The 21,922-nt window shown below is 57.3% G+C and carries 13 protein-coding genes and 1 tRNA gene; 8 read left to right on the top strand and 6 right to left on the bottom strand.

Annotated elements, in window-relative coordinates; all coding sequences use genetic code 11:
• Positions 1 to 61 precede the first annotated feature (61 nt).
• The 5 genes from ACSYSS_RS07695 (at position 62) to ACSYSS_RS07715 (ending at position 10,639) form a co-directional block, all read left to right on the top strand.
• A complete protein-coding gene (locus tag ACSYSS_RS07695; protein ID WP_491703430.1) occupies positions 62 to 898 on the top strand; it encodes an NUDIX hydrolase in 837 nt (278 codons plus the stop codon).
• Between the two features lie 20 nt (positions 899 to 918).
• Complete coding sequence (locus tag ACSYSS_RS07700) at positions 919 to 3,225, top strand: DUF6049 family protein (RefSeq protein WP_491703431.1); 2,307 nt, start codon at positions 919 to 921, stop codon at positions 3,223 to 3,225.
• The gene (locus ACSYSS_RS07705; RefSeq protein ID WP_491703432.1) at positions 3,222 to 7,847 is read left to right on the top strand and encodes a lipid II flippase MurJ; all 4,626 of its coding nucleotides are present in this window, start codon (positions 3,222 to 3,224) and stop codon (positions 7,845 to 7,847) included. Before ACSYSS_RS07700 ends, ACSYSS_RS07705 begins: the two co-directional genes overlap by 4 nt.
• A 234-nt stretch (positions 7,848 to 8,081) precedes the next feature.
• Positions 8,082 to 9,542 (top strand): aminotransferase-like domain-containing protein, encoded by a 1,461-nt coding sequence (locus ACSYSS_RS07710; RefSeq protein ID WP_491703433.1) that lies wholly within the window; start codon positions 8,082 to 8,084, stop codon positions 9,540 to 9,542.
• A gap of 2 nt (positions 9,543 to 9,544) precedes the next feature.
• The gene (locus ACSYSS_RS07715) at positions 9,545 to 10,639 is read left to right on the top strand and encodes a D-alanine--D-alanine ligase family protein (protein WP_491703434.1); all 1,095 of its coding nucleotides are present in this window, start codon (positions 9,545 to 9,547) and stop codon (positions 10,637 to 10,639) included.
• Between the two features lie 168 nt (positions 10,640 to 10,807).
• Here the strand turns inward: ACSYSS_RS07715 and ACSYSS_RS07720 are convergent, their stop codons facing one another.
• Together ACSYSS_RS07720 and ACSYSS_RS07725 are read right to left on the bottom strand one after the other, a co-directional pair.
• Positions 10,808 to 11,044 carry a hypothetical protein gene (locus ACSYSS_RS07720; protein ID WP_491703435.1) on the bottom strand — a complete coding sequence of 79 codons (237 nt, stop codon included), beginning with the start codon at positions 11,042 to 11,044 and terminating at the stop codon, positions 10,808 to 10,810.
• Between the two features lie 38 nt (positions 11,045 to 11,082).
• A complete protein-coding gene (locus ACSYSS_RS07725; protein WP_491703436.1) occupies positions 11,083 to 11,835 on the bottom strand; it encodes a rhomboid family intramembrane serine protease in 753 nt (250 codons plus the stop codon).
• Between the two features lie 356 nt (positions 11,836 to 12,191).
• Here ACSYSS_RS07725 and ACSYSS_RS07730 point away from each other — a divergent pair, with 356 nt between their 5' ends.
• Positions 12,192 to 12,416: a hypothetical protein gene (locus ACSYSS_RS07730; RefSeq protein ID WP_491703437.1), complete on the top strand. Its 225-nt coding sequence runs from the start codon at positions 12,192 to 12,194 to the stop codon at positions 12,414 to 12,416.
• Between the two features lie 504 nt (positions 12,417 to 12,920).
• Positions 12,921 to 13,337, top strand: a complete 417-nt coding sequence (locus ACSYSS_RS07735; protein ID WP_491703438.1) for a sterol carrier family protein — start codon at positions 12,921 to 12,923, stop codon at positions 13,335 to 13,337.
• Positions 13,338 to 13,446: 109 nt separating this feature from the next.
• Here the strand turns inward: ACSYSS_RS07735 and ACSYSS_RS07740 are convergent.
• From ACSYSS_RS07740 to ACSYSS_RS07755, 4 genes are all read right to left on the bottom strand, one after another.
• Positions 13,447 to 13,520, bottom strand: a tRNA-Gly gene (locus ACSYSS_RS07740).
• 429 nt (positions 13,521 to 13,949) lie between these two features.
• Positions 13,950 to 17,507, bottom strand: coding sequence for an ABC transporter permease (locus ACSYSS_RS07745; protein ID WP_491703439.1), 3,558 nt, complete (start codon positions 17,505 to 17,507; stop codon positions 13,950 to 13,952).
• 11 nt (positions 17,508 to 17,518) lie between these two features.
• Entirely contained in the window at positions 17,519 to 18,220 is a 702-nt protein-coding gene (locus tag ACSYSS_RS07750; RefSeq protein ID WP_491703440.1) for an ABC transporter ATP-binding protein, read from the bottom strand.
• 356 nt (positions 18,221 to 18,576) lie between these two features.
• On the bottom strand, positions 18,577 to 20,727 hold the full coding sequence (locus ACSYSS_RS07755) for a glycosyltransferase (RefSeq protein WP_491703441.1): 2,151 nt from the start codon (positions 20,725 to 20,727) through the stop codon (positions 18,577 to 18,579).
• A gap of 192 nt (positions 20,728 to 20,919) precedes the next feature.
• Here ACSYSS_RS07755 and ACSYSS_RS07760 point away from each other — a divergent pair, with 192 nt between their 5' ends.
• On the top strand, positions 20,920 to 21,900 hold the full coding sequence (locus ACSYSS_RS07760; RefSeq protein WP_491703442.1) for a glycosyltransferase: 981 nt from the start codon (positions 20,920 to 20,922) through the stop codon (positions 21,898 to 21,900).
• Positions 21,901 to 21,922 lie beyond the last annotated feature (22 nt).

The following is a 21,922-nucleotide window of genomic DNA, read 5'->3' on the forward strand; positions in this document are numbered from 1 at the left end:
TTTACTATCTTCCAGCATACCTTCACCCCATCTGCACAGCGGGTTGAGTAGAGTGGGAACCATGATAACACCCGCAGACATGGCACGCATGATGGCCAACGCCTCGGGTAAGCGCGCCCAAAACGGCAAAACAGACAGGCCCGAGGCGAGCCAGAGCATAACACAAGACATCGAACCCGACGCACTGCTCTACTCTTCCGCTTCGGACGGACAGGACAGTCAATTCGCGACCAGATTGGACGGCAAGGCCCTCAACAAACTTGAAGACATCCTCAAACCGGGTCACGCCGGCGAGCCCCAATCGCCTCAGGGCCAACATGACGGGCAGGGGGGGCACGGCGCCAACGGTGATCGGACAGACGGCGGAAAAACCACAAATAAGGCTCCCACACCAGCCCTCATGGCCCGCACGCACCAAGTCGGCGGCTCCGCGACATTTGCCTCATTGGACGCCCAGGAACTTCCCGCAGTGCGTGAATACTCGGCGGGCGGGCTGATCTTCGACGACAACAATCGCGTGGCCGTCATAGCGCGCCATTCGCGTAGCGGCCATCTGGAATGGTGCCTGCCCAAGGGACATATTGAAAAGGGCGAGACTCCAGAACAGACTGCGGTGCGTGAGATTCACGAGGAGACGGGAATATTGGGAGAGGTGGTCAGCTCCATCGCCACCACGGATTATTGGTTCACCGGCACAGAGGAACGCGTGCACAAGCTCGTCCACCACTTCGCCCTGCGCATGACCGGCGGCTTCCTCACCGTGGAAGGCGACCCGGACCACGAGGCGGAAGACACGAAATGGGTGGATTTCGATGACCTTGACAACGTGCTCAGCTATCCTAACGAACGCAAGATCGTATGGCTGTACGCCCGAAAGATGAACAGGCAGAGGCAATGAGAAACCACCTTCATGCCCATATGGGACGAATACTGACACACTACGCAAGCCTTCTTAGCGCGGCGCTGGCCGCGCTGTGCTTCGTTGCGATGCCTTCTGCACCTAGGGCTTCGGCCGCGCCCCAAAGCGATGAGACCAAGACGGAGGCCACGATAAGCCTTCAATCCGCCACACCGGTTGTGAGTTCGAATTCCGGGTACCATGTCAAAGCGTCCGTTACAAACACCACCGACCACGCGTTGGATGCCGGGACACTACGTGTGGCGACCAATGTCTATTACACCTTCGTCTCACGCACCGATTTCAACGATTGGTCAAGATCGCAGAGCTCAATCGTCACATCAGACGAACTTGGACGGGTAAAGGTGCCTAAACTGCCGGCACATGGCTCAGCCACGGTGAACGTCGACGCAAACCCGGACCAAGACCGCCTGAAGGCATTGCAATCCTGGGGGCCCAAACCCGTAAGGATAGATTACTTCACCGGTGACTCCATAGTGGCGGCAAACCGCATGGGAAGCCTGCATACATTCCTGACCCGTTCAAAAGACGGCATCAACACAGCGGACACACCGCCCATGCCCGTCACCGTGGCAATGCCGATGACCGATGCCTCCTGGAAGCTGGATGACAAACAGGTCGACACGCTTATGAACAGCGGCAAGGGCGCGGATGTGGCAAACGCCATCCAAAACGGCATCAGCACGAGCGGTGGAACCAAAGGGAAGTCAACTCCGAGCGACATACAGAAACTTGTAGACGCCCATCCCAAATTGCAGGTCGTTGTTGACCCGCTATACGCCAAAACACTCAAGCTCGTGCCGAAATCAAGCGGCATCATGCAGTCCGGAGATTTTGACATCACCGCCTACAGCGCCCATGGCGTTCCAGGCGACTATGAAGACGCCGGGGTCTCGCAATCCACTTGGAACGCAGCAAACAGTCTCAAGCAGTACCGCGAGGCGCTTGCCAACAACGCTGCCTCACCCACCGCTTTTGCCTGGCAAGGGCAAGGAACATGGACGATGGATGCACTCACCGCCGCAAGAAAGCAGGGGTACACCGTTGCCATCGCACCAGACGGTTTGAATAGCGAAGACAACACAACAGCGCATTCCAACGTGTACAGCGTGCCCACCAGCGCAGGAGACACCACACTGATTGCCGCTCAGAGCGACCTGACGCAGCTTGCACAGGGCAATCCTTCAGACAAGGCGGCCACGGCGGAGCTGAGTGAGGCCGGCCGGCTTTCCAGACTCATGGCCCAGAGCGCCTTCTGCCAGATGGAGCAGCCGTACGCGGCGCGCAACCTTTTGATCTGCCTTTCCTCCTCACGGACGGCAGACGAGAACGGAGCAATCCTGAGCTCGCTGGAACAGGCCACCTGGCTCTCCTTGACTTCACTGGACACCTTGGCAACATCCAAACCCTATATGTCAGGCGATGAGGCAGCCGAAGCCTTGCCCCAAACGGCCGAAATGAGCTCACAAGCCACAAAGCAGCTGGACGAAACCCTTGATTCGCTCAAAAGCAGCGCACATGACATTGCCCGCTTCCGCGATGCCATTATGGATAAATCCGCATCTGCCCAGTCAGATAGCGACACGAATCGCGAGCAAGGGCAAACGAAACCCGAGAACAAAGACAACAACAGCGACCCTCAGTCTTTGGCTCGCCAAGACGCCAAAGATACAGCCAATAGGCCTGTCAATGGGAACGCTTGGATTGGCGCAATTGCTTCGTTGCACAATCAGCTGGCATTCCATGCGCTGTCTGCGCAAAGCAGCGTCGAGACGCCAGCAGCGGTGTCGTCAGACGATTCGGCTTCCGGTGCAACCGATACATCCAATCCAACGCAACAGACCACAGCCAATATCCGCTTGACCGCCAGCGCTGCGAGCTTGGCAAACAGGCTGCTGGGTGGAATCCGCATCAATCAATCGGAACCGATCACCGTGGTCAGCGAAAGCGCAAAGATGCCCGTCACCGTGAGCAACGCGCTGCCCTACCCCGTGCACATACGAATCTCCTCATTGACGAATTCGATGGAAATCGTCACTTCGAGGTTCGAGGAACTGACGGTGCCCGCCAAAGGCGACGCGCAGACCACCTTCACAGTGCGTGTTTCCACATCAGGCTCGGCCGATGCACAGATGAAACTCCTCGACCGCAAAGGCGTTGTCATCTCCGAACCGCAATCCACACACATCACTTCCACGCTGCGCATCAGCGACATCACCGGCTGGCTGTTCATAGCCGTCGCCCTGTTGCTCGGTGCAGCCGGCCTGTGGCGGCAATTCAATCGTAAGAAGGATCCCGATCAATGAGTTCGACCATCGGACACAATTCCATGGTGATGGCCACCGGCACTGCGGCCTCCCGCATCACCGGGCAGGTACGCACCATCCTGCTGGCGGCAGCCGTCGGCACCACGGGCCTGGCGGCGAACGCCTATCAGGCAGGCTCCCAGATACCGCAGGTCATCTATACGCTGATCTCAGGCGGCATCTTCAACGCGGTCCTGGTGCCTCAGATCGTTCGCACACTCAAATCCAAGAACGCGGAGGAGCAACTCAACAAACTCATCACGTTCGCCATCGTCCTGCTGCTCGCCGTCACCGGCATTGTGGCGGCGCTCGCCCCGGCGCTCACGAGGCTCTACGTCAACGGCGGCAACGACATGCTCGCCCTCTCCACCGCATTCACCTTCTGGTGCGTACCGCAGATCTTCTTCTACGGGCTGTACACCGTAATCGGCCAGATTCTGGCGGCGAAAGAGCATTTCGGCGTGTACGCCTGGAGCTCGGTGGGCGCCAACGTGATCAGCTGCATCGGCTTCACCGCCTTCATCCTGCTCTTCGGCAAAGCCGACAAACAGCCTCTCGGTTTCTGGACCAACGACAAGATCGCCCTCACCGCCGGCGCCTGGACGCTGGGCGTGGCCTTCCAAGCCCTGGTGCTGTTCCTGCCGCTGTTCAAAATCGGCGTGCATTACCGGCCCAAATTCGGCATCCACGGCATAGGGCTCAAGCAGATGGGACCCGTTGCCGCATGGAGCCTGGGCATCGTGGCGGTCGACCAGATCGCCACCATTGTCAACACACGCATCAGCACCAGTGCACCGCTCAAAGCCCACGAAGCGTACGGCACAAGCCTCTACGACGTGGCCGGCAACGCCACCTACCAGAACGCCTTCACCATCTACATCCTGCCCTACTCACTGATCGCAGTCTCGGTGGCCACAGCAATCTTCCCACGCATTGCACAATTCGTGGCCGACCATGATATCGACTCCGCCAGGAGCGCCTTGAGCCAGTCCCTGTGCAACGTTTGGCTCATCATGTGCTTCTTTACCGCCGTGTTCGTGTGTCTGCCAGCACCTATCTCCTTGACGTTGCTGCCCTCGATCAGCGTCAAGGAGGCACTCTTGATGAGCGGGCCACTGATCGGGCTCGCCCTCGGCCTGCCGCTGTGCTCGGTCTATCTCATCATCCAACGCACGTTCTACGCATTCGAAGACGGCTTCCATCCCTTCATTTTCATGGCTCTTCAATCAGTCATTCAAGTGGCGATCCTGCTTGTGGGCTCATTGCTCATTCGCGAGGACAACTGGGTGGCGCTTCTGGGCATCAGCATCACACTTGGCTACGTATTCTCCTTCCCGGCCCTCGTAATCATGCTGCGTAAACGGTTTGAGGGGCGCATCGACGGGGCAAAGCTCTCGCTCACCTTTGCCAAGGGAGCCATCGCCGCCATAGTGTCCACCGTCCTCGGCCTGCTCCTGCGCTACCCCGTGTATTCGCTGTTTGGAGCCTATCTGCAAGGCACTTCCGGCCATATGAACTGGTTTCAGGCGGTGGGTGTCTGCGCCGTACTGGGTGTTCTGGTCACGCTGGTCTACGCAGGCGCACTCTGGGCACTGCGAACCCCTGAGTTTGTTGCATTCGTGCAATCGGGAACGCAACGTGTAAGGAAAATGCTGGGCAAGGGGGAAATCGCTCAGAACACCACCGAGAACACCGCTCAAAGCGTCGAAGCTCCTATGAAGGGCGAGAAACGCAATGCTGCAACCAGCAAACCGGATACGTCCGATGCCGCTTCTCGTCAGGCGCGCCGAGTCGTTTCGGGGGAGCACCAATACACTCCACGAATCGTGCGTAGCTCCATCTCCGACACAGGCTCATTCATGCCTCCTTCCTTCGTTGCTTCATCTCTGGCGCAATCGAGTATTTGGAATGATGCAGAGCAAGACAGTTTGAAGCACCGGGCATCAGTGCAAAACGGCACCGAGTCGTCACCGGCCCAATATGGTGGCGCGCAGTCATCAACGCCCAAGCCCCCTGCCACCCATGTGAACGGCGCAGGCGCACACGTACCAAGTGAAAACAATGGGGAAACACACATGGACCTTCCACCCATACCCTCTTATGAGACCCATATCGACTCGGCTACGCCCAACGTTAGGATTAACCATACAAGCATTCAACCAACAACCAAATCGCCGAGCAGAACCGAATCAGCTATGAAACCGAAATCAAACGATGTTGTCATTAATCGATACAAGTTGGTTTCGCCTCTACGCCAAGCTGACGGACTTGAGGCTTGGCGGGTCAACGACATCGTTCTTGACCGCGAACAACAGCTGTTCATCATTACCAATATGTCCGTGGCAGCCACTGTGGAAGCCATCGCGTCCTCCCTCGCGTTATCCGTCACCAATCGGTTCACAAAAGTTCATTCGCTACAGCATGTGCAGAACACACCGGTGCTTGTCACCCAGCTGGACCCCGACCTCTCGCTGGATAACTGCCTTGGACTGACCGCTGCTCAAACCCCGCTGGACTTCGAAACGATGCGACTCATTGCCTCACAAGTTGCCGAAGGATTGAAACAGCTACTTTCCGACGGCATCTCACTGCCCACCCTCACCACGGGCATGGTTCGCATCGACACGAAAGGCGTGCAAATCGCCGACGCCCCTGTGACCCCACTGTTCGTCGATCTACTTAAGACCCCGAAGATGGATGCGGAGCGCACGGCCGTCTATCAGGTTTCCGCGCTGCTGTACGCCATGCTTGTCGACAAGAAGACCGCGGATATCAAAGATTTCGACTTAACTGCACTGCCTGAAAACACGCCTGAGGAATTTCAGCTCATCTGCCAACGTGGTTTGGATCCGGCATATCTCAACAACTCATCCACAATTGCGATGGTCTCACTTTCGGAACTCATGTCGTTGCTAAGCTCGGCGACAGAGGCGCAAAGACGCACCTCGTCCTTGAACCTCTACAATGCCGTTGCCAGACTCAATAAGGTTGACTTGGGAGTAAGCACGAGCCACGATGCCACCATCGAGCATGCCGTCTTGCAGCCGGTCACAACTGATGCCATTGCGGAGCTCTCCGACGAACTGATCAATGGAAACGCAACAGCCGACGGGGCGGCAGGCGCACCTGATGGCTCCGAGGAAACCGACAGCAACGGCAACGCAGCAGAATCGGCAAACCCGGATGAAGCTGAGCCTTCCACCCCGGGCACAGACGATCAGAGCAACAGTGCCGCAGCTCATGCTACGGCCCGTACGTTCAAATCCATACTTTCTGGCCATAGCACAGCCAATGGCAACAACGACAAGGCTTTAGAGGCCTTCTCTCCTTCACCCTATCCCGCCGATGCAACATCGCAAGACGCAGGGGACACAGGCGTTCATCTCGATTTCCATGACATCGCCGCCGCCGAGGTGGCACAGGCATTCAAACCCGTCGATGCGTTCGCCGACAACTCATTATTCCCCGACTACACGAACAATCAACATACGGATCATTCTTCCCGCAACGCACAATTCGCATCACGCGTGGGAGGCTCGGTTGCAAAGAGGTCTGTGGACGAAACCAGCGCTTTGGGGTCGCCGCTTAACGATTCCGCCAACGACGCTGGATCCTCCAACAGCAATGCCAATCAGACCACCAATAATCGTATCGCCGATTTTGCAACCACTGCCGGCGAGTCAAGCCTGGCCAATCTTGCGAAGCGCTCAAAGACATCCAAGAATAGGGGTCTGCACGACGAGCAGGCGCATAACACTTCGAATGCCACACTGCCTCTCAACGCAACCGTTGGCGGCTCAGGTGCGCCTGCAACAGATGCGCAAAACGACTACATCGCCTTCCAAGCCACAAACCGCATACCGGTTTTTGACGAATATGGACTGCAAATCCAACCAGGCGAGGAATCCGCTAGGGCTTTGCGCGAAGAGCGACGCGCGGAACAGGCCGCAGGTGCGGAACCTCCCAGCTTTACCCCTGCCGCCCAACAGACTGGCAAGTCAGAGGAGTTTTCCGATTCACCGGCGCTTTCACATAAGACCACTAAAATAATCGCAGTGGTTCTCGTCGCTCTGTTGCTCATAGCAGCCTTGGGATTCGCCCTCATCGGTCTCATCAATCGGGGAGGGGGCCAAGGTGCGGGCCAATCAAACTCGCAGTCAAACCCTTGGCCCAAGATAGATCTCAATACAGTGCCCTTTAAGGGGAACAAAAACGAGGAAGGCGGCGACACCGCCCCCAAGCAAAAGACAACGAAGAAGGCTCCAAAACCGAAGGCCGCACCCCAGCCCGAGAACACCACTGCCTACCAAATCGCAAGTCAGGCCTTCATCGACAACACCGACGGACAACAAGGCTATGGGTATCATATACATCTGAACCAGGCTGAGCCTGTCTCGCGCTTCGTTGTCACCATTCGCTCTTCAGGCGGCAACGCACAGCTCATGGCCAATACAGACAAGCCGACATCCGGCCAGAACGTGGCGCAATTCAGTTTCGATCAAAGCGGTACCACCGAAGTGAAACTTAAGGACAAGGTGACCACCCAAGATCTGTTGCTTTGGGTGCCTATGAATTCATTGCCCGGCAATTCGCTCTACATCGAGAAGGTGCAGGTGTTCTAGGCCGCGCAGACCGGTGCATGGTCGTGCCGGTTATCTACGCCGGCATCCCATAGCTCCCACGCCCCCTAACCAGCGACGTGCACCGTCTGCATCTGCGAGAATACAATCATCGGAAATTGATGCGTTCTCCGCCGTGGGGCAGACAATGGGCAGTACTACAGTCTGATATTACAAATATGGCAGTGCTGTGGGTAGGGCGATTCACGCCTATACACTGTCTGGAAAGGCTGAAGCATGGCGAGCGAACGCAACAAAAAACGCAGCGAGCTGTCGGGTACCACTACACATCCTGGGAAAACAAGTTCGAGAGGAAGCGGCACCAGCGGCAAGAAGTCGGCCGACTCCTCACAGCCATCCAAGGTCATCATGAACGACCCTTGGCGCGATTCCTATGCCTCGCGCGCGGACGCTATGAAAGCCTCGGAAATCCGTGCGCTTTTTTCGGTGGCCAGCCGGCCGGATGTGGTCTCACTGGCAGGTGGCATGCCCTACTTGAAGCGGATGCCGTTCGATGAACTTTCCGAGCTCATCGCCAAGATGATGCGAGACCAGGGAGACAAGGCCTGGCAGTACGGCTCGGCCCAGGGCGACCCCCATCTGCGCGAGGATGTGCTGCAGATCATGGCGCTCGAAGGCATCAAGGACGTGCAGGCCGACGATGTGGTGATCTCCAACGGCTCGCAGAACGCCATCGACCTCATCACGCGCATCATGTGTGACCCAGGCGATGTCGTGATCTCGGAGGCCCCGAACTACGTGGGTGCCCTCGGCGTCTTCCGCTCATTCCAGGTGGAGGTGGCCAACGCCGCCACCGATGAGAACGGGCTCATCCCCGAATCGTTCGAGGAGACCATCAAGGCGCAGCAAGCCGCAGGCAAGAAGGTGAAGTTCCTCTACACCGTACCCAACTTCCATAACCCCGCAGGCGTTACGATGAGTGTGGAGCGGCGGCCGAAGATCCTCGAGGTCGCGCGCAAATACCATGTGCTCGTGGTTGAAGACAACCCTTACGGTCTGCTCGGATTCGACGGGCAGACCTACCCGGCGCTGCGCAGCATGGATTCGCAGAACGTGGTCTATCTTTCCAGCTTCTCGAAGATCATCGCCCCCGGCATGCGCATCGCATGGATCGTGGCACCCGCAGGCATCCGCCAGAAGCTCATCCTGGCCAACGAGGCGAGCATCCTGTGCCCACCGAACATGAGCCAGATGACCATCACCACCTACCTCGACAACTTCGACTGGAAGGCGCAGATACGCGATTATCGTGGCATGTACAAGGAACGTTGCGACACCATGGACGCCGCGCTCAAGGAGTACCTGCCCTACTGCTCGTGGAACAAGCCCAAGGGAGGTTTCTACATCTGGCTGAAGATTCCCGATGAGCTCAACAGCAAGGAGATGCTGCCGCGTGCCGTCACTGCGAAGGTGGCCTACGTGGCCGGGACCGGTTTCTACCTGAACGGAGAGGGCACACACCACATGCGGCTTTCGTTCTGCTACCCCACCCCACCGCAGATCCACGAAGGCATCCGCAGACTGGCGGGTGTGATGGATACCGAGCGCGAGACCGCTCGTCTGTTCGGCGGCGCAGGCGACGTGGGTGGCGCGGGCATGGCAAACAACAGCAACATTGCAGAAGGCACAGGCAAAGCCGGTAAAGCCACCACTACAGATGCAAAAGATGAGGCGTAACGATGGTAGGGAATACGAATAAGACCAGCGGCGCAGGCAAGGCAAACGCTGCTGCCAAGTCACAAGGAGATGGCAATATGCCCATCAGTGAGCATCCCAAGGCAAGGCACGCAGCCCATAAGGCCGCCATCGACCGTGCGGCGACCACCGTGTTGGTAATCTGCGGCGGCTTCAGCCACGAGCGCGATGTATCAGTGGAATCGGGGCACCGCGTGGGCGGCTTCCTGAATGAGGCTGGCTGGAACGTAAAGTTCCACGACCTCGACAGCGACCTGCTGCCGTATTTGACCGATCCTGCCACACGTCCGAATATCGTCTGGCCGCTGCTGCACGGCGCCATCGGCGAGGACGGCTCCATCCGCGATGTCCTAGAGCTAGAGGGCCTGCCCTATATCGGCTCTCGCGCGAAGGCGAGCCGCACGGCTTGGAGCAAGCCAATCGCCAAGAACGTGGTGCGCAAGCTCGGCGGGCTTTCCACACCGCCATCGGTGGCACTTCCCGAATCCATGTTCCGCGAGCTCGGCGCCAGGGGCGTGGTCGAACTGCTTGACAAGGCCCTGGGCATGCCACTGTTCGTCAAACCCACCATGGGCGGATCGGCGATGGGCTGCACCCGTGTGAACTCCGCAGCTGAACTGCCACAGGCTATGGTCAACTGCTTCGCATACGGCGACGTGGCCCTAGTGGAGCAGGCCGTTGCCGGTACCGAAATCTCGGTGTCCGTGCTTGAAGTGGACGGCGAGCCGCTGGTCCTGCCGCCGCTGGAGGTCGCCACCCGCTCCGGCGGCTACGACTACGAGGCGCGCATGAACCCCGACGAATCAGACTTCTACGTGCCCGCCAGACTGCCAGAGGCTGTGCTCAGTGCGGCTCAAAGTGCAGCGCTCAAGGCACATCAGACGCTGAGTTTAAGAGACATCTCCCGCACCGATTTCATTGTTGATGAGGCAGGCGTGCCGCAGTTCCTGGAGTCCAACGTGGCCCCCGGCATGACCGACACCTCGCAGCTGCCACAAGCCGCCACTGCCGCAGGCTACGACTTGGGAGACCTCTACTCGGCATTGGTGGAATCGGTATTGCGGCAAAACCGAGCCTAGTATCGCTCAACCATTATCTTCATTCAATTGATGGTGTGGTGCTGCTTGTATTGATCATCAAACAGCACCACGCCATCTATTAAGAACGAAACAAATACTTATAAAAGAAAATACTTAAAAGAATAGGTGGGATTGTTCTGCTTGCAACGAGCCACACCCATCATTTTCTTAGGCTTTCTTTATAATCTGCAGGATAATCACAACCACCACTGCTACAACAACGAATGGCACCACGCCTAGCCATGCCACGTAGCTTGGCGCGCTAAATTCAGGATGCTGCAGTGAAACAACATATTCCTTTGCTGCATGCAATACGCCAAAACCAATAATGGCAACGAAAATAACCCATTGCGTCACTGTCAGCGCCGCCGAAATCGCAGCTTTCACACCATCAAATCCAAACATAATAAACAAACCTCACTGTTTATACAATTCCCAACGCACTACCCCTGCAACCCCAAACTCAGCGGACTCGAAGCCACGCACAACACGATGATGCCAATGAGCACCACCACCGTCCCAGCTCCGTAGATGACCATGCGCCGGGCAAGCGACCGACCGCGCAGAGCCTTGAACCCAAACACCAACAGCCATGTGAGCAACAGACCGGTGACAAAGCCGCCCACGTGTGCCTGCCACGCTACGTTGTGGTCGAAGAGAGGCATGGCGAAATTGATGGCCATCCACACCACCATGGTGCGAATGTCCTGGCCAGTGCGGCGAAACACCACGAGCACGGCGGCGAAGAGGCCAAACAGCGCTCCCGAAGCGCCATACGCAGACATGATCCAGTTACCGCTCAACCTGCAGTACACCTCGATGCCAGCGGCCCCACCGAGCCCACAGATAATATACATGGCCAGAAAATTCCAATGCCCAAGCAACCGTTCGAGATATGGGCCAACAACCAACAACGTCAACATGTTGAACAGCACATGAAACACCGACGGCGCATGCAGAAACATCGACGTGAGCCAACTGAACGGCAAGTGGAACGCGAGCGCAGGCTGGAACGAGCCGTAGCCGATCATGAAATTGAACGCGCTAGGGGCCAACCGTTCCAACGCCACTTCCACAACCCAGATGGCGAAGCACAGCCCCATCACCACGTACGTGATGACCGGTGCATCGCTTCTCCAGTAGTAGCGCAGCTTACGCAGGTTGGGGTGGCTGTTTCGCCTGAAACCGTCTGTCATTTCGCCGTCGCTTTCGTCCATGTCTTCACAACAAGCCACTATCAACGTTACCGCTAGCGTTGGCCGCCGGCAGCATTACTCAATATTCGTAGCATTGTAGTGAGTTTGCCGGATATAATATACTGCCCAGACCCAAACTGCCGAATCTGCAATGGCCACAAAGCAACGTTTCGGTATCAGTCATGGTTCGGTCATATTTGTAAATCATGGTTATATGGCAGGAATGTTTCTTCACCACTCATTGAAGAAACGCCGAATGTTGTTCACTCTCACAGCCTTTTCACATTATATCGGCTATGATGGGTACAGGCGTTGGCTTGGAAGAGCAAGTCAACAGTAACTAGAAAGGAGCCGTAATGGAGAATAAATCTTCAAACGGTTGGAAGTTCTTTGCGCTGCTCTTCGGTGGTCTGCTGGCGGCAGTCGCAGGTCTGTATCTTTACAAGCAGCAGAATCCGGACTATGACCCCTGGGAGGAGCCATGGGAGAACAGCTCCTCGCCCGTCGACCTTGGGCTAAACAAGGGTGAGGGCACAGATGAGGCCCAAGGGCAGGCTCAGGCTGAGCCCGGTCTCAACTGATAGGATTTTCACTTACCGTTGAAGTCCTTGCATAGTTTTTCAAGCTGTGTAAGGACTTTTTCATGCCCATTTCGGGTCCGGCCACTCCCAACATCTCCTTATCGAAATGCAAACCACCTTTCCGCGCCTATTTCAGGCCTGATTTCACCGCAATTACAGATTTTCCTGCGCTGATTTCCTTCAGTGGGTACTTTCCCAGTGAAATTACGGTTGCCCAAAATCAGGAATGGCGGAATATCAACCTTCCTGAATTTTCTCTCCTCAATTTCTCGTTGAAAAGTACCCACTGAATGAATTGCACGCTTGATTTTCCATTCAGAGGGGACTTTTCCTCAAAAACTGGGACTGCAGAAAATTCAAAATGCTAGAATTCCGCCATTCTATTTTTTAGTTTGGAAACTTTCTCGGAAAAAGTCCCCTCTGAATGGAGAACGGGCCCAGAACAAAGTCCTTGACCTCAAATCTTGGCCAAGTTAGGATCAGAAAACCACATATAATGGCGTTATGGCAGCAATTCGTGAACAAGACATCGGCAAAGGCATGAAGTCACTCGATCAGTGGCGCGCAGAGGCGGCGAAGCACAGCGGTGAGGCACTGGAAGCCAGGCTCACGTTTTCGCCGACCGATTTGCCGCGTCCTACATGGGCGATGGCGGTGCGCTACTCGTTGTATCTGCTGGAAAACAAGGCTCCTGGGCCTGGGGTAGAGGTACGCGTGGCACCTTGGGGCGCGGTGAAGATCCTCGACGGACCAGCCTCCGACCCCCACAACCTCACACCTCCCGATGTCATCGAGCTGGAACCGGAGGTGTGGCTGCGCCTGGCGTGCGGACTGACGAGATGGGCCGAGGAAAAGAACGCCGGCCACATCAGCGCCGTAGGTGAGCGAGACGATTTGAGCGCGCTTCTGCCGCTTGACTAGTGCTCTACAACTACCTTGCCGGCTAAAACATCCTGAATGTCTTTGGCGATGTCAATGCGGGAAAATGAGAAATGCGTAACAAGAAAATCGGATAAACCCAAGAACACTATGGAGCGGATGACGAGAATCGAACTCGCCTTTACAGCTTGGGAAGCTGTCGTTCTACCGATGAACTACATCCGCAGGCGTGCAACGCCTTGCACGAATAGCAAGTTTACCACAACGTTGAGGCAAATGGCACTGGCACGAACCGAGTAGGAAACCAATATCTGTCGGTCCACGCTACAACTCCGACAGATAATGCCGAAAAACGGCACTATCTGTCGGAGGGCATCCAATCAACGACAAATAATGCCAATATAAGGCACTTTCTGTTGCGCACAAATCTTACGACGACAAATAGTGGCATTACACGGCATTATTCACCGGAGTTTATTCTAAATACTACAGATAGTGACGCTATACGGCATTATCAGCTGCATCGGGCTCTAACTACTACAAATCGTGAGGAAAATGGCACTATCTGTCAGCCTGTGTTACAACACTGACAAATAAGTGCTGCGAAACAGCCAACACACCGAGCACCCGTCCGGCACCAGCCAGAACCACAACTCAATCCACCGACTTCAAGGCGTCGAGCATGTTGATGCGGCTCAGGTGGCGATTGACGTACCAGCCCAGGAACGCGGTGATGACCGACACCAGCACCAACGGCACCACGAAACCGGTCCACGAGACGGACGGGTCGAACATGACGTTGTCGGGCGGCACGGCTGTGAGGATATAGCTGTGCAGCCAAGCGCCGAACCCGTAGCCCACGAGGATGCCGAGGCCCGAAAGCAGGATGGTTTCGCGGTAGATGTACATCGTCACCTCGGGGTCGTAGAAGCCGAGCACCTTGATGGTGCTGAGCTCGCGGATGCGCTCCATGACGTTGAGGTTCGTCAAGTTGTAGAGGATCACCACCCCGAGAAGCGTGGCCAGGATGATGAGCACCCACATGATGATGTTGAGCGAGGAGACCACCGTGTCGATCTCACCCATCAGCGTGGTGTTCTGCACCACCCCCATCACGCCGCCAAGGCGCATGAACGAGGCCGCCTGGCGCTTGACGTTGGCCGTGCTGCCGTTCCTCAGCGTAACGAGGCGCGCGTTGACGGCGTAATGCGTATGGAACGTGGTCTCGTAAGTCTCGGGGCCCATGAACATGAAGTGACCCAAGTACATCTCGCAGATGCCGGAGACCCTCACCTTGTAGGTACGGCCCGCCGAACCCTGGAACTCGAACGTGGAGCCTACCTTGGCGTGGGTGAGTTTGGCGAGACGTTCCGAAATGACCGCCCCACCGGCATTGGACGCATCGCCGCCGGAACCATCATTGGCATTGCTGTTGGAACCGCTGCCTCCACCGGTAGCGCTGCCACTGTTGCCGCCACTGCCACCGTCGTTCCCGCTGAGTGCAATCGGCTTGTGCCCATGCCGCGTCTGCAGCCGCACATAATTGCCGAGTTGACCCGTTTTTTCAGGGACAATCAGCGTGATGGCCTGCTTGTCGCCATTGCGTCCGGCCACCTTGGTGATGCTTTCATAACGAATGGCGGCCGACCGTTTCACATCCGACTGCTTGAGCCGCGCCGCAATCGCCTCGTTCTGCGAATCGGTGACATGGCTGTTGTTGGCAGCAATGAGGCTGTAGTCAAGAATGGGACCGAACTGTTGGGCGTTGATGCCAGAGATGGAGCCTTGAACCGCGAAACCGGCCATGAGCAGTGTCACCGAGCCAGCCACGCCGAAAACGGTCATGAACATGCGCTGCTTGTAACGGAAGATGTTGCGGGCAGTGACCTTGTGGGTGAAATTGAGACGCTTCCAGATGAACGGGATGCGCTCCAGGAAGATCTTCGACCCGCCGGCAGGCGCCTTGGGCAACAGCAACGCAGCGGGCTTCTCCTTGAGTTCGTTGTGGGCACTCAGGAAGGCCGGCACCACGGCACTCAAGAATGCCAGCAGCACGGCAGCGAGCGTGACCGGCCAGTGGAAGCTCATGCGGATGAAGGGGATGTCGAAGGCGTGCCCGTAGGCCACATAGACGATGACAGGCATGAGGAAGTGACCGGTCAGAATGCCGATGAACGCACCCAACGCCGAAGCTGCGCCACCGTAGACGAGGAACTTCTTCATCACGTCACGGTTGTCGTAGCCCAGAGCCTTGAGGGTGCCGGAGTTGATGCGCTCCTCCTCGACGAAGCGGGTCATGGTGGAGAAGGTGACGAGCGCTGCCACAAGGTAGAGGAAGTAGGGGAAGATGCGCGAAAGCGAATCCACAATGACGGAGACCGAGTCGTACACGGTGTAGCCATCGGAGCCGGGGGCCTCACGCCGGGAGTCGAGCGCATACGTGGGCTCCTCCATGGCGTTGAGACTGGCTGTGGCCTCGTCAAGCTGCTTTTCGGCGGCCTTAATCTTACGTTCAGCCCCTGGTTTGGCCTTGTTGAATTCGGCAAGCTTACCCTTGTATTGCGCGGTCTGCGTGGCGAGCTGATCCTTGCCGTCGCTGATGGCCTGCTGCGCCGTGGCCTGACCGGAAGCCAGCTGCACTTGGGATGAGGCGAGCGCCGCCTTGCTCTGGGCAATCTGCATCTGAGCGGCATCGAGCTTCGCCTTGGCGGCGGCAAGCTGCGCCTCCTTCGACTTCACCTGCGCGTCGGAGGCCTGTGCCTGCTGCTTCTGCGGGTCGAGCTGGGCTTGGGAAGTGGCCACTTGCGCCATACCAGGGGTATAGACAGCGCTAATGTATGTGTCATACGCCACTTGCGCCAATTGCTTTGCCGTCTCATCGTCCCCTGCCTGATCGATGCCAGCCTGCAATTTCTGCTTGCCCACCTCAAGCGCCTGCTTCGAGCCATCGATGAGTGACTGCGCTTGGTTTACCTTATCCAACGCAGCATCTACTTGAGCACGTGCCGACTCCACCTGTACCGCAGAATTCTGGTAGGTCTGGTTCTGCTGGGTGTACTGTGCCTCGCCCGAGGCAATCTGAGCCTGAGCCTGGGCAATCTGCGTCTGGGCGTCTGCCGTGGACTTCTGAAGGTCTTTCTTGGACTGTTTGATTTTTTCGTTGCCCGCGTCAAGCTGGCTTTTGGCATCCTTCAGCTGAGCTTGTGCATTATCAAGCTGCTTGCGCGCCTCGTTGACTTGCTTCTGACCCTTCTCAACCTTGGGCTTCTGCGCCTTGCGCACCTCGGCAAGGCGGGCCGCGGGACGATCGGCGAGAATGCGGTTGAGGCTGTCCTTGTGGCGCTGCAACGCGTTGGTGTACGCCTTCGAATAGTGGTCTGGAATGCGGTCCAAGTCACTGAACGTGAGCCGAGCCACCATGTATTCCGCCGAATCGAATGCCGCCGGAGCAGCTACGGCAAAGCCGTCGAGTGAGCCGGAACCGGATGTGGAGTTGCCCAAGTTCACGCGGCTGAGCACTTCTGGCGACTGGACCACGCCCACGATGCGGAACGTGTGGCGACGCAGAATCCTGCGCCCAAGCTGGTCCGCCTGTTCATGCACCACAAGAATCGAGCCCACAGGATGGGTTTTGGCGAGCCCCCCGTTCACCGCTATCTCGCCTGCCCCGTGCGGCATGCGGCCCTGCGTCACCTTGTATCGAGAGATGTTCTTGGTGGCCGAATAGACACGCACACTCGCGTCGTCTATGGAGGCAGCGGCACCGGAGCTGGCATCGGCTTTCGCCACGGTGACATCCTTTAAGTATCCATACTCGATATGGCTGGTTCCGGAAACCGTGTTGATGTCCTTTTGATCGGCCTTGTTCAGCCCGTAGTCGCTGATGACGGAGATATCTGCCAGATGCTGGGCGTTGAAATAACGGTTGCCTGTGTCTCGCATATCCGGACCAGTGACATTGAGCCCCACGAGCGCGAACGAGCCGAGCGCCACGAGGCACACGATGGCCACAAACCGACCCATCGAGCCGCTGAACGACTTGCGAATGTCCTTCCAGAGCATGGATTTCCTGAGGTGCTTGGCACTGGCACCCCCACCATTGCCGGAATTGAGCGCATCGGAGAAATCGGACTGTCTGGACGCCTGAGAAAACTCGGCTGTCTTAAAAGCCTCGGGCGATTGAGTTGACCGGAACGAAGCAGCAGATGTCATATCAGTGCCCCTCACCATTCGATGTCTTCAATATCCGTAGGGTTCGGGTTTTCTTCGATCTTCTGCACGCGTGCGTCATGCATGTGGATCACGCGGTCGGCGATGGGCGCGATGGCGGCGTTGTGGGTCACGATCACCACCGTGGCTCCATGCACGCGGGACATGTCCTGCAGAATGCGGAGCACCTGTTTGCCGGTGTTGTAGTCCAAAGCGCCGGTGGGCTCGTCGCACAGCAGAATCTTCGGGTTCTTGGCCACGGCTCGGGCGATGGCCACGCGTTGCTGCTCGCCGCCCGAAAGCTGGGCGGGGAAGTTGTCGAGCCTGTTGCCCAGCCCCACGCTGATGAGCGTCTCCCTTGGATCGGCGGAATCATCGACAATCTGCGAGGCGAGCTCCACATTCTCCACCGCGGTGAGCGAGGGCACGAGGTTGTAGAACTGGAAGACGAAGCCAACATCATGACGACGGTACGTGGTGAGCTCTTTGGCGGAATATTGGGCGATGTCGTGCCCGTCAATGACCACCTGACCCTCGCTGCAGGTGTCCATGCCGCCCAGAATGTTCAGGATGGTGGATTTACCTGCGCCCGAGGCACCGAGGATGACAGCGAGCTCGCCCTGCTCAACGCTGAAGTTCACGTCGTTGTTGGCTGCGATGACCGTGTCCCCCGTCTGGTACCGCTTCGTCTCATGAATCACTTCGATATAGCTCATACACCCCTGCTTTTGCTCATCCAAGTCGGCTTCTCATAGGCATCCGCACTCACCGAAAATCGTCTCTCAACACCGACTTTTAGTCACAACATCTACGCTTGTACAACAGCATGCCCACTTGCGTCGCACCGCTCAGCAGCACGAAAACCACTACCCAGCGTAACACGAAATGCAGCGGCAACGCCGAGAAATCAATGGAATCCTACGATAGCGTAACTTACCAATCGCGCACACCTAAGTGCGGCTGAAAATAACGCCATCCGCAGTATTTTAGTTATTTTCTGCCGCTCCAATACATGCGTGCGACTCAAAATAACACATCACGGCTGATTTTCATTATTTTCAGCCGAACACCGTTACTGAGCATCAGAATGGCTGAAGATTTTCTTCCAGACCTCGAAACTCGACATGTCATAAGTGCGGTATTCCTGCGAAAGCTGCTCCCAGTGCTTCATGAGGGTGCTCACCATGCGCACGCCTTCGTTGAGCTCCTTGCGGAACTCGCGGTCGTCGCGCCGGCACCAGGCCACTGAAGCGCCGTCTGGGGAAGTGACCAACGCCGAATTCACGCCGAGGAACGAGGTCCACACCGCACGGTCGGCGGGAATCGCCACGTCTGGACGATCGGCCTCAGGAGTATTGCCGGTGGACAGTACCCCGCCGACCTTGCCTGTGCCAACCTTGCCTCCTTGAGGACTCGAATTGCTTCCGCCCCTTTTCCCGCTGCCAAGCTTTCCACCTCGGGGGACCAAAATTTTCACTACAGCACCGAGTCCTTGCAACATCAACGAAGCAGGGCTCTTTGGCACAACATGGTACGGAACGTCGGCAGCAGCTGCAGGTAGGGCACTGGCATCCTTCATCAGCCGAGCATCGGCGAACCCTTGACGCGCCGCACGTACCTCAGCAAGCTTGCCGGGCATGGAATCGACGATGTATTGCGGGCCGCGCAGGATATCCCGCAAGCCCATGTTGTTGAGCCTCATGGCGGAATAGACGAATTTCAGCCCCACATTGACGTCTGAGTAGAGCATCTCGAACGCGTGACGGGGGTTGGGCTTGGGGCAGTGCAGCAGGGCGCAGATCCAGCGGTTGCGCTGCAGGAAGTACTCTTCCCACGTACGCGAGGGGTCCTTGTCATGCCAGGCCTGGTGCCACACGGCCACGCCGGGCAACGTCACCGTGGGGAACCCGTGCTCCTTGGCGCGCAGGCAGTATTCGGTGTCATCGAATTTGATGAACGCCGGCAACGAGAGACCAATCTCCTTCATGACGGCGACGGGAATGAGGCACATCCACCAGCCGTTGAAGTCCACGTCCACGCGCCGGTGCAGCTCGGGGCTGTCGCGCAAGGGCTCGACGGCGAGGTCGTGGTTGTATTGCAACCCTTGCGAGGGCACGGTCCACGCACGAGCGGCAGAGAAGCGTTCGCCCTGCGTGTAGAGCACGGTGCGATTGTCGAGGTGAAGCATGCAGCCGCCCACGATGGTGGGCTTTGCAGTGTAATCGGCGAACTGCACGGATCGCAGTATGGCTTCGGGTTCGCTGATGGCATCGTCATCGAGCAGCAAGGTGTAGGCACTTCGGCCCGCGTTCACGGTCTCGTACATGCCACGCGAGAAACCAGCCGAACCGCCCATGTTGGCTTGGCGGATGTAGGTGAGCTGGCTGCCAAGATCTGCTGCCACCTGGTCGAAACCAGGCTGCGAACTGACTAAATCGGTGCCTTGGTCGATACAGTAGACGGTGTCGAGCCGTGAGCGCAACGTGATATCGGCCTCAACCGTTTTCAGCTGGTTCATGCAGTACGTGGGCCGGTTGTACGTGGTGATGGCAATGGAAAGCGTGGATGCCTTTGGCATAGTGCGCTCGTCCTGCGGCACACTCCAAGCGGCATCGCTGATGGTCAAGGACTCGCCCGGATCGGCCTGCGCATCAAACCAGAAGTAACCGCCGTCTATGAGGTTCGTCATCGGCAGCTGCGCCTCAAGCGCAGTCAGGTCAACGAATCCCTTGCCATCGCTTCCCCGAACTTCCAGCTTTCCAGCCTGTGCAAACGTGCCACGACCTGTGGAACGCATCAAAACAAGCTCACCCGCTCCCTGCACACGAGCTGAGAATCGCACAGAGCTTACGGACGTCCAGCGCTTCCAATAGCTGGCTGGGAATGCATTGAAGAATGCGCAGAACGAAACGTGAGCGCCAGGCTTCACCGTAACCTGTGTGCGGGAATCAACGGTGAGCAGCTCGCTGATGTCTTTTCTCGCCATTGGCTGCGCCGCTTCGCCCAACAGTTTGTGCGCATCGGACCTATTCATGTTGCCCCATCGCATACGGTACAGATCATGGTTGGGGTACATTACACTTTCGCGCAGATGCGGACGGGTCCATTGCACCGCATACAAGGGTATGAGCTCATCACGGTCATCCATGGGGAAAACCACACGGCTCACAGTTTCCCACGCAGTTTCGGGCAAGGTCGTTTGAGGTGCGCTCACGTTCAGCATGGCTCCATTGTACCCAGCTTTCTTGAAACTCCAAGATACGACTGCTTGATCGAGTAGGTGCCATGCCGACGGGCTGAGGCCTTAAGCACGCGCGCGACCTCAGGTTTCCGCGTTAAAATCAGAACAGCACAGATTCAACGTATTGGGCAAGCCACAGGTTCCCTGGCTCTCAAAGGCAGAAAGGTGTCTGAAATGGCAGCGTTAAATGGCATCGACGAACACAATGACATGCAAGCCGACCACATGAATTTTTCACTGCTCATGTCGACCTACGCCGCCGACCGGCTTGATTACTTACAGCAGGCGCTTCGGACGAACACCGTCGTGCAACAGCTTCCTCCCACCCAGGTGGTTGTGGTACGCGATGGCCCTGTTTCACGTGAAACACAACAATTTCTGGATGATCTGCCATCGTGGATGCTCCAGATATTCACCGAGGTAGGTCAGGCAGGCAAAACCCCCGATGTGGCAGTGGTGCCTTTGGAGAAGAACTCCGGACTGGCTCATGCACTCAATGTCGGTCTTAGCCACTGCAGATACGAAGCCGTGGCTCGCGCCGACGGCGATGATTTATCCAGACCCGAACGCTTTGCGAAGGAACTGCCCGCAATGAGCGATTTTGACGTGGTGGGTAGCGCCATACAGGAATTCAGCGCGATGAGTCCGGGCAGGAATGCGAAAGCCGTTGAAAACCAAGGTCTCAGGCTCGGCCAGATTCGCTCTCTGCCGCAAGGCGGTGAGCAACTCGAACGATTTGCGCGCATCCAGTCCCCGCTGAATCACCCCAGTGTCATATTCCGTAAATCGGCAGTGCTGTCCGTGGGTGGATACCCCGAGCATGCCGGGAGATTCGAGGATTACGAACTGTGGGCGAGGATGATCATGCATGGGGCAACAATGATGAACCTGCCTGAGCCCCTAGTGCTCTACCGCGTGGATGCCGGCGCCTACTCACGCCGGGGCGGCCGGGAAATGTTCTGCGACGAGCTGAAGCTGCAGCGCAGCTTCCGCCGCAACGGCTTCACCGACACGAGGCAATGGATAAGAAACGTGTCGGTAAGGGCTTGCTACAGACTCTTGCCAGAACGCATACGCACCACCGGCTACCGCCTGTTGACAGCCCTTCGCAGCCCGAAGCGCCAGAACCATGACGTCGCAGGCAAGGCCGAATAACCACCCGCACAATATGCTCCAC

The organism is Bifidobacterium sp. ESL1118, assembly GCF_058505595.1.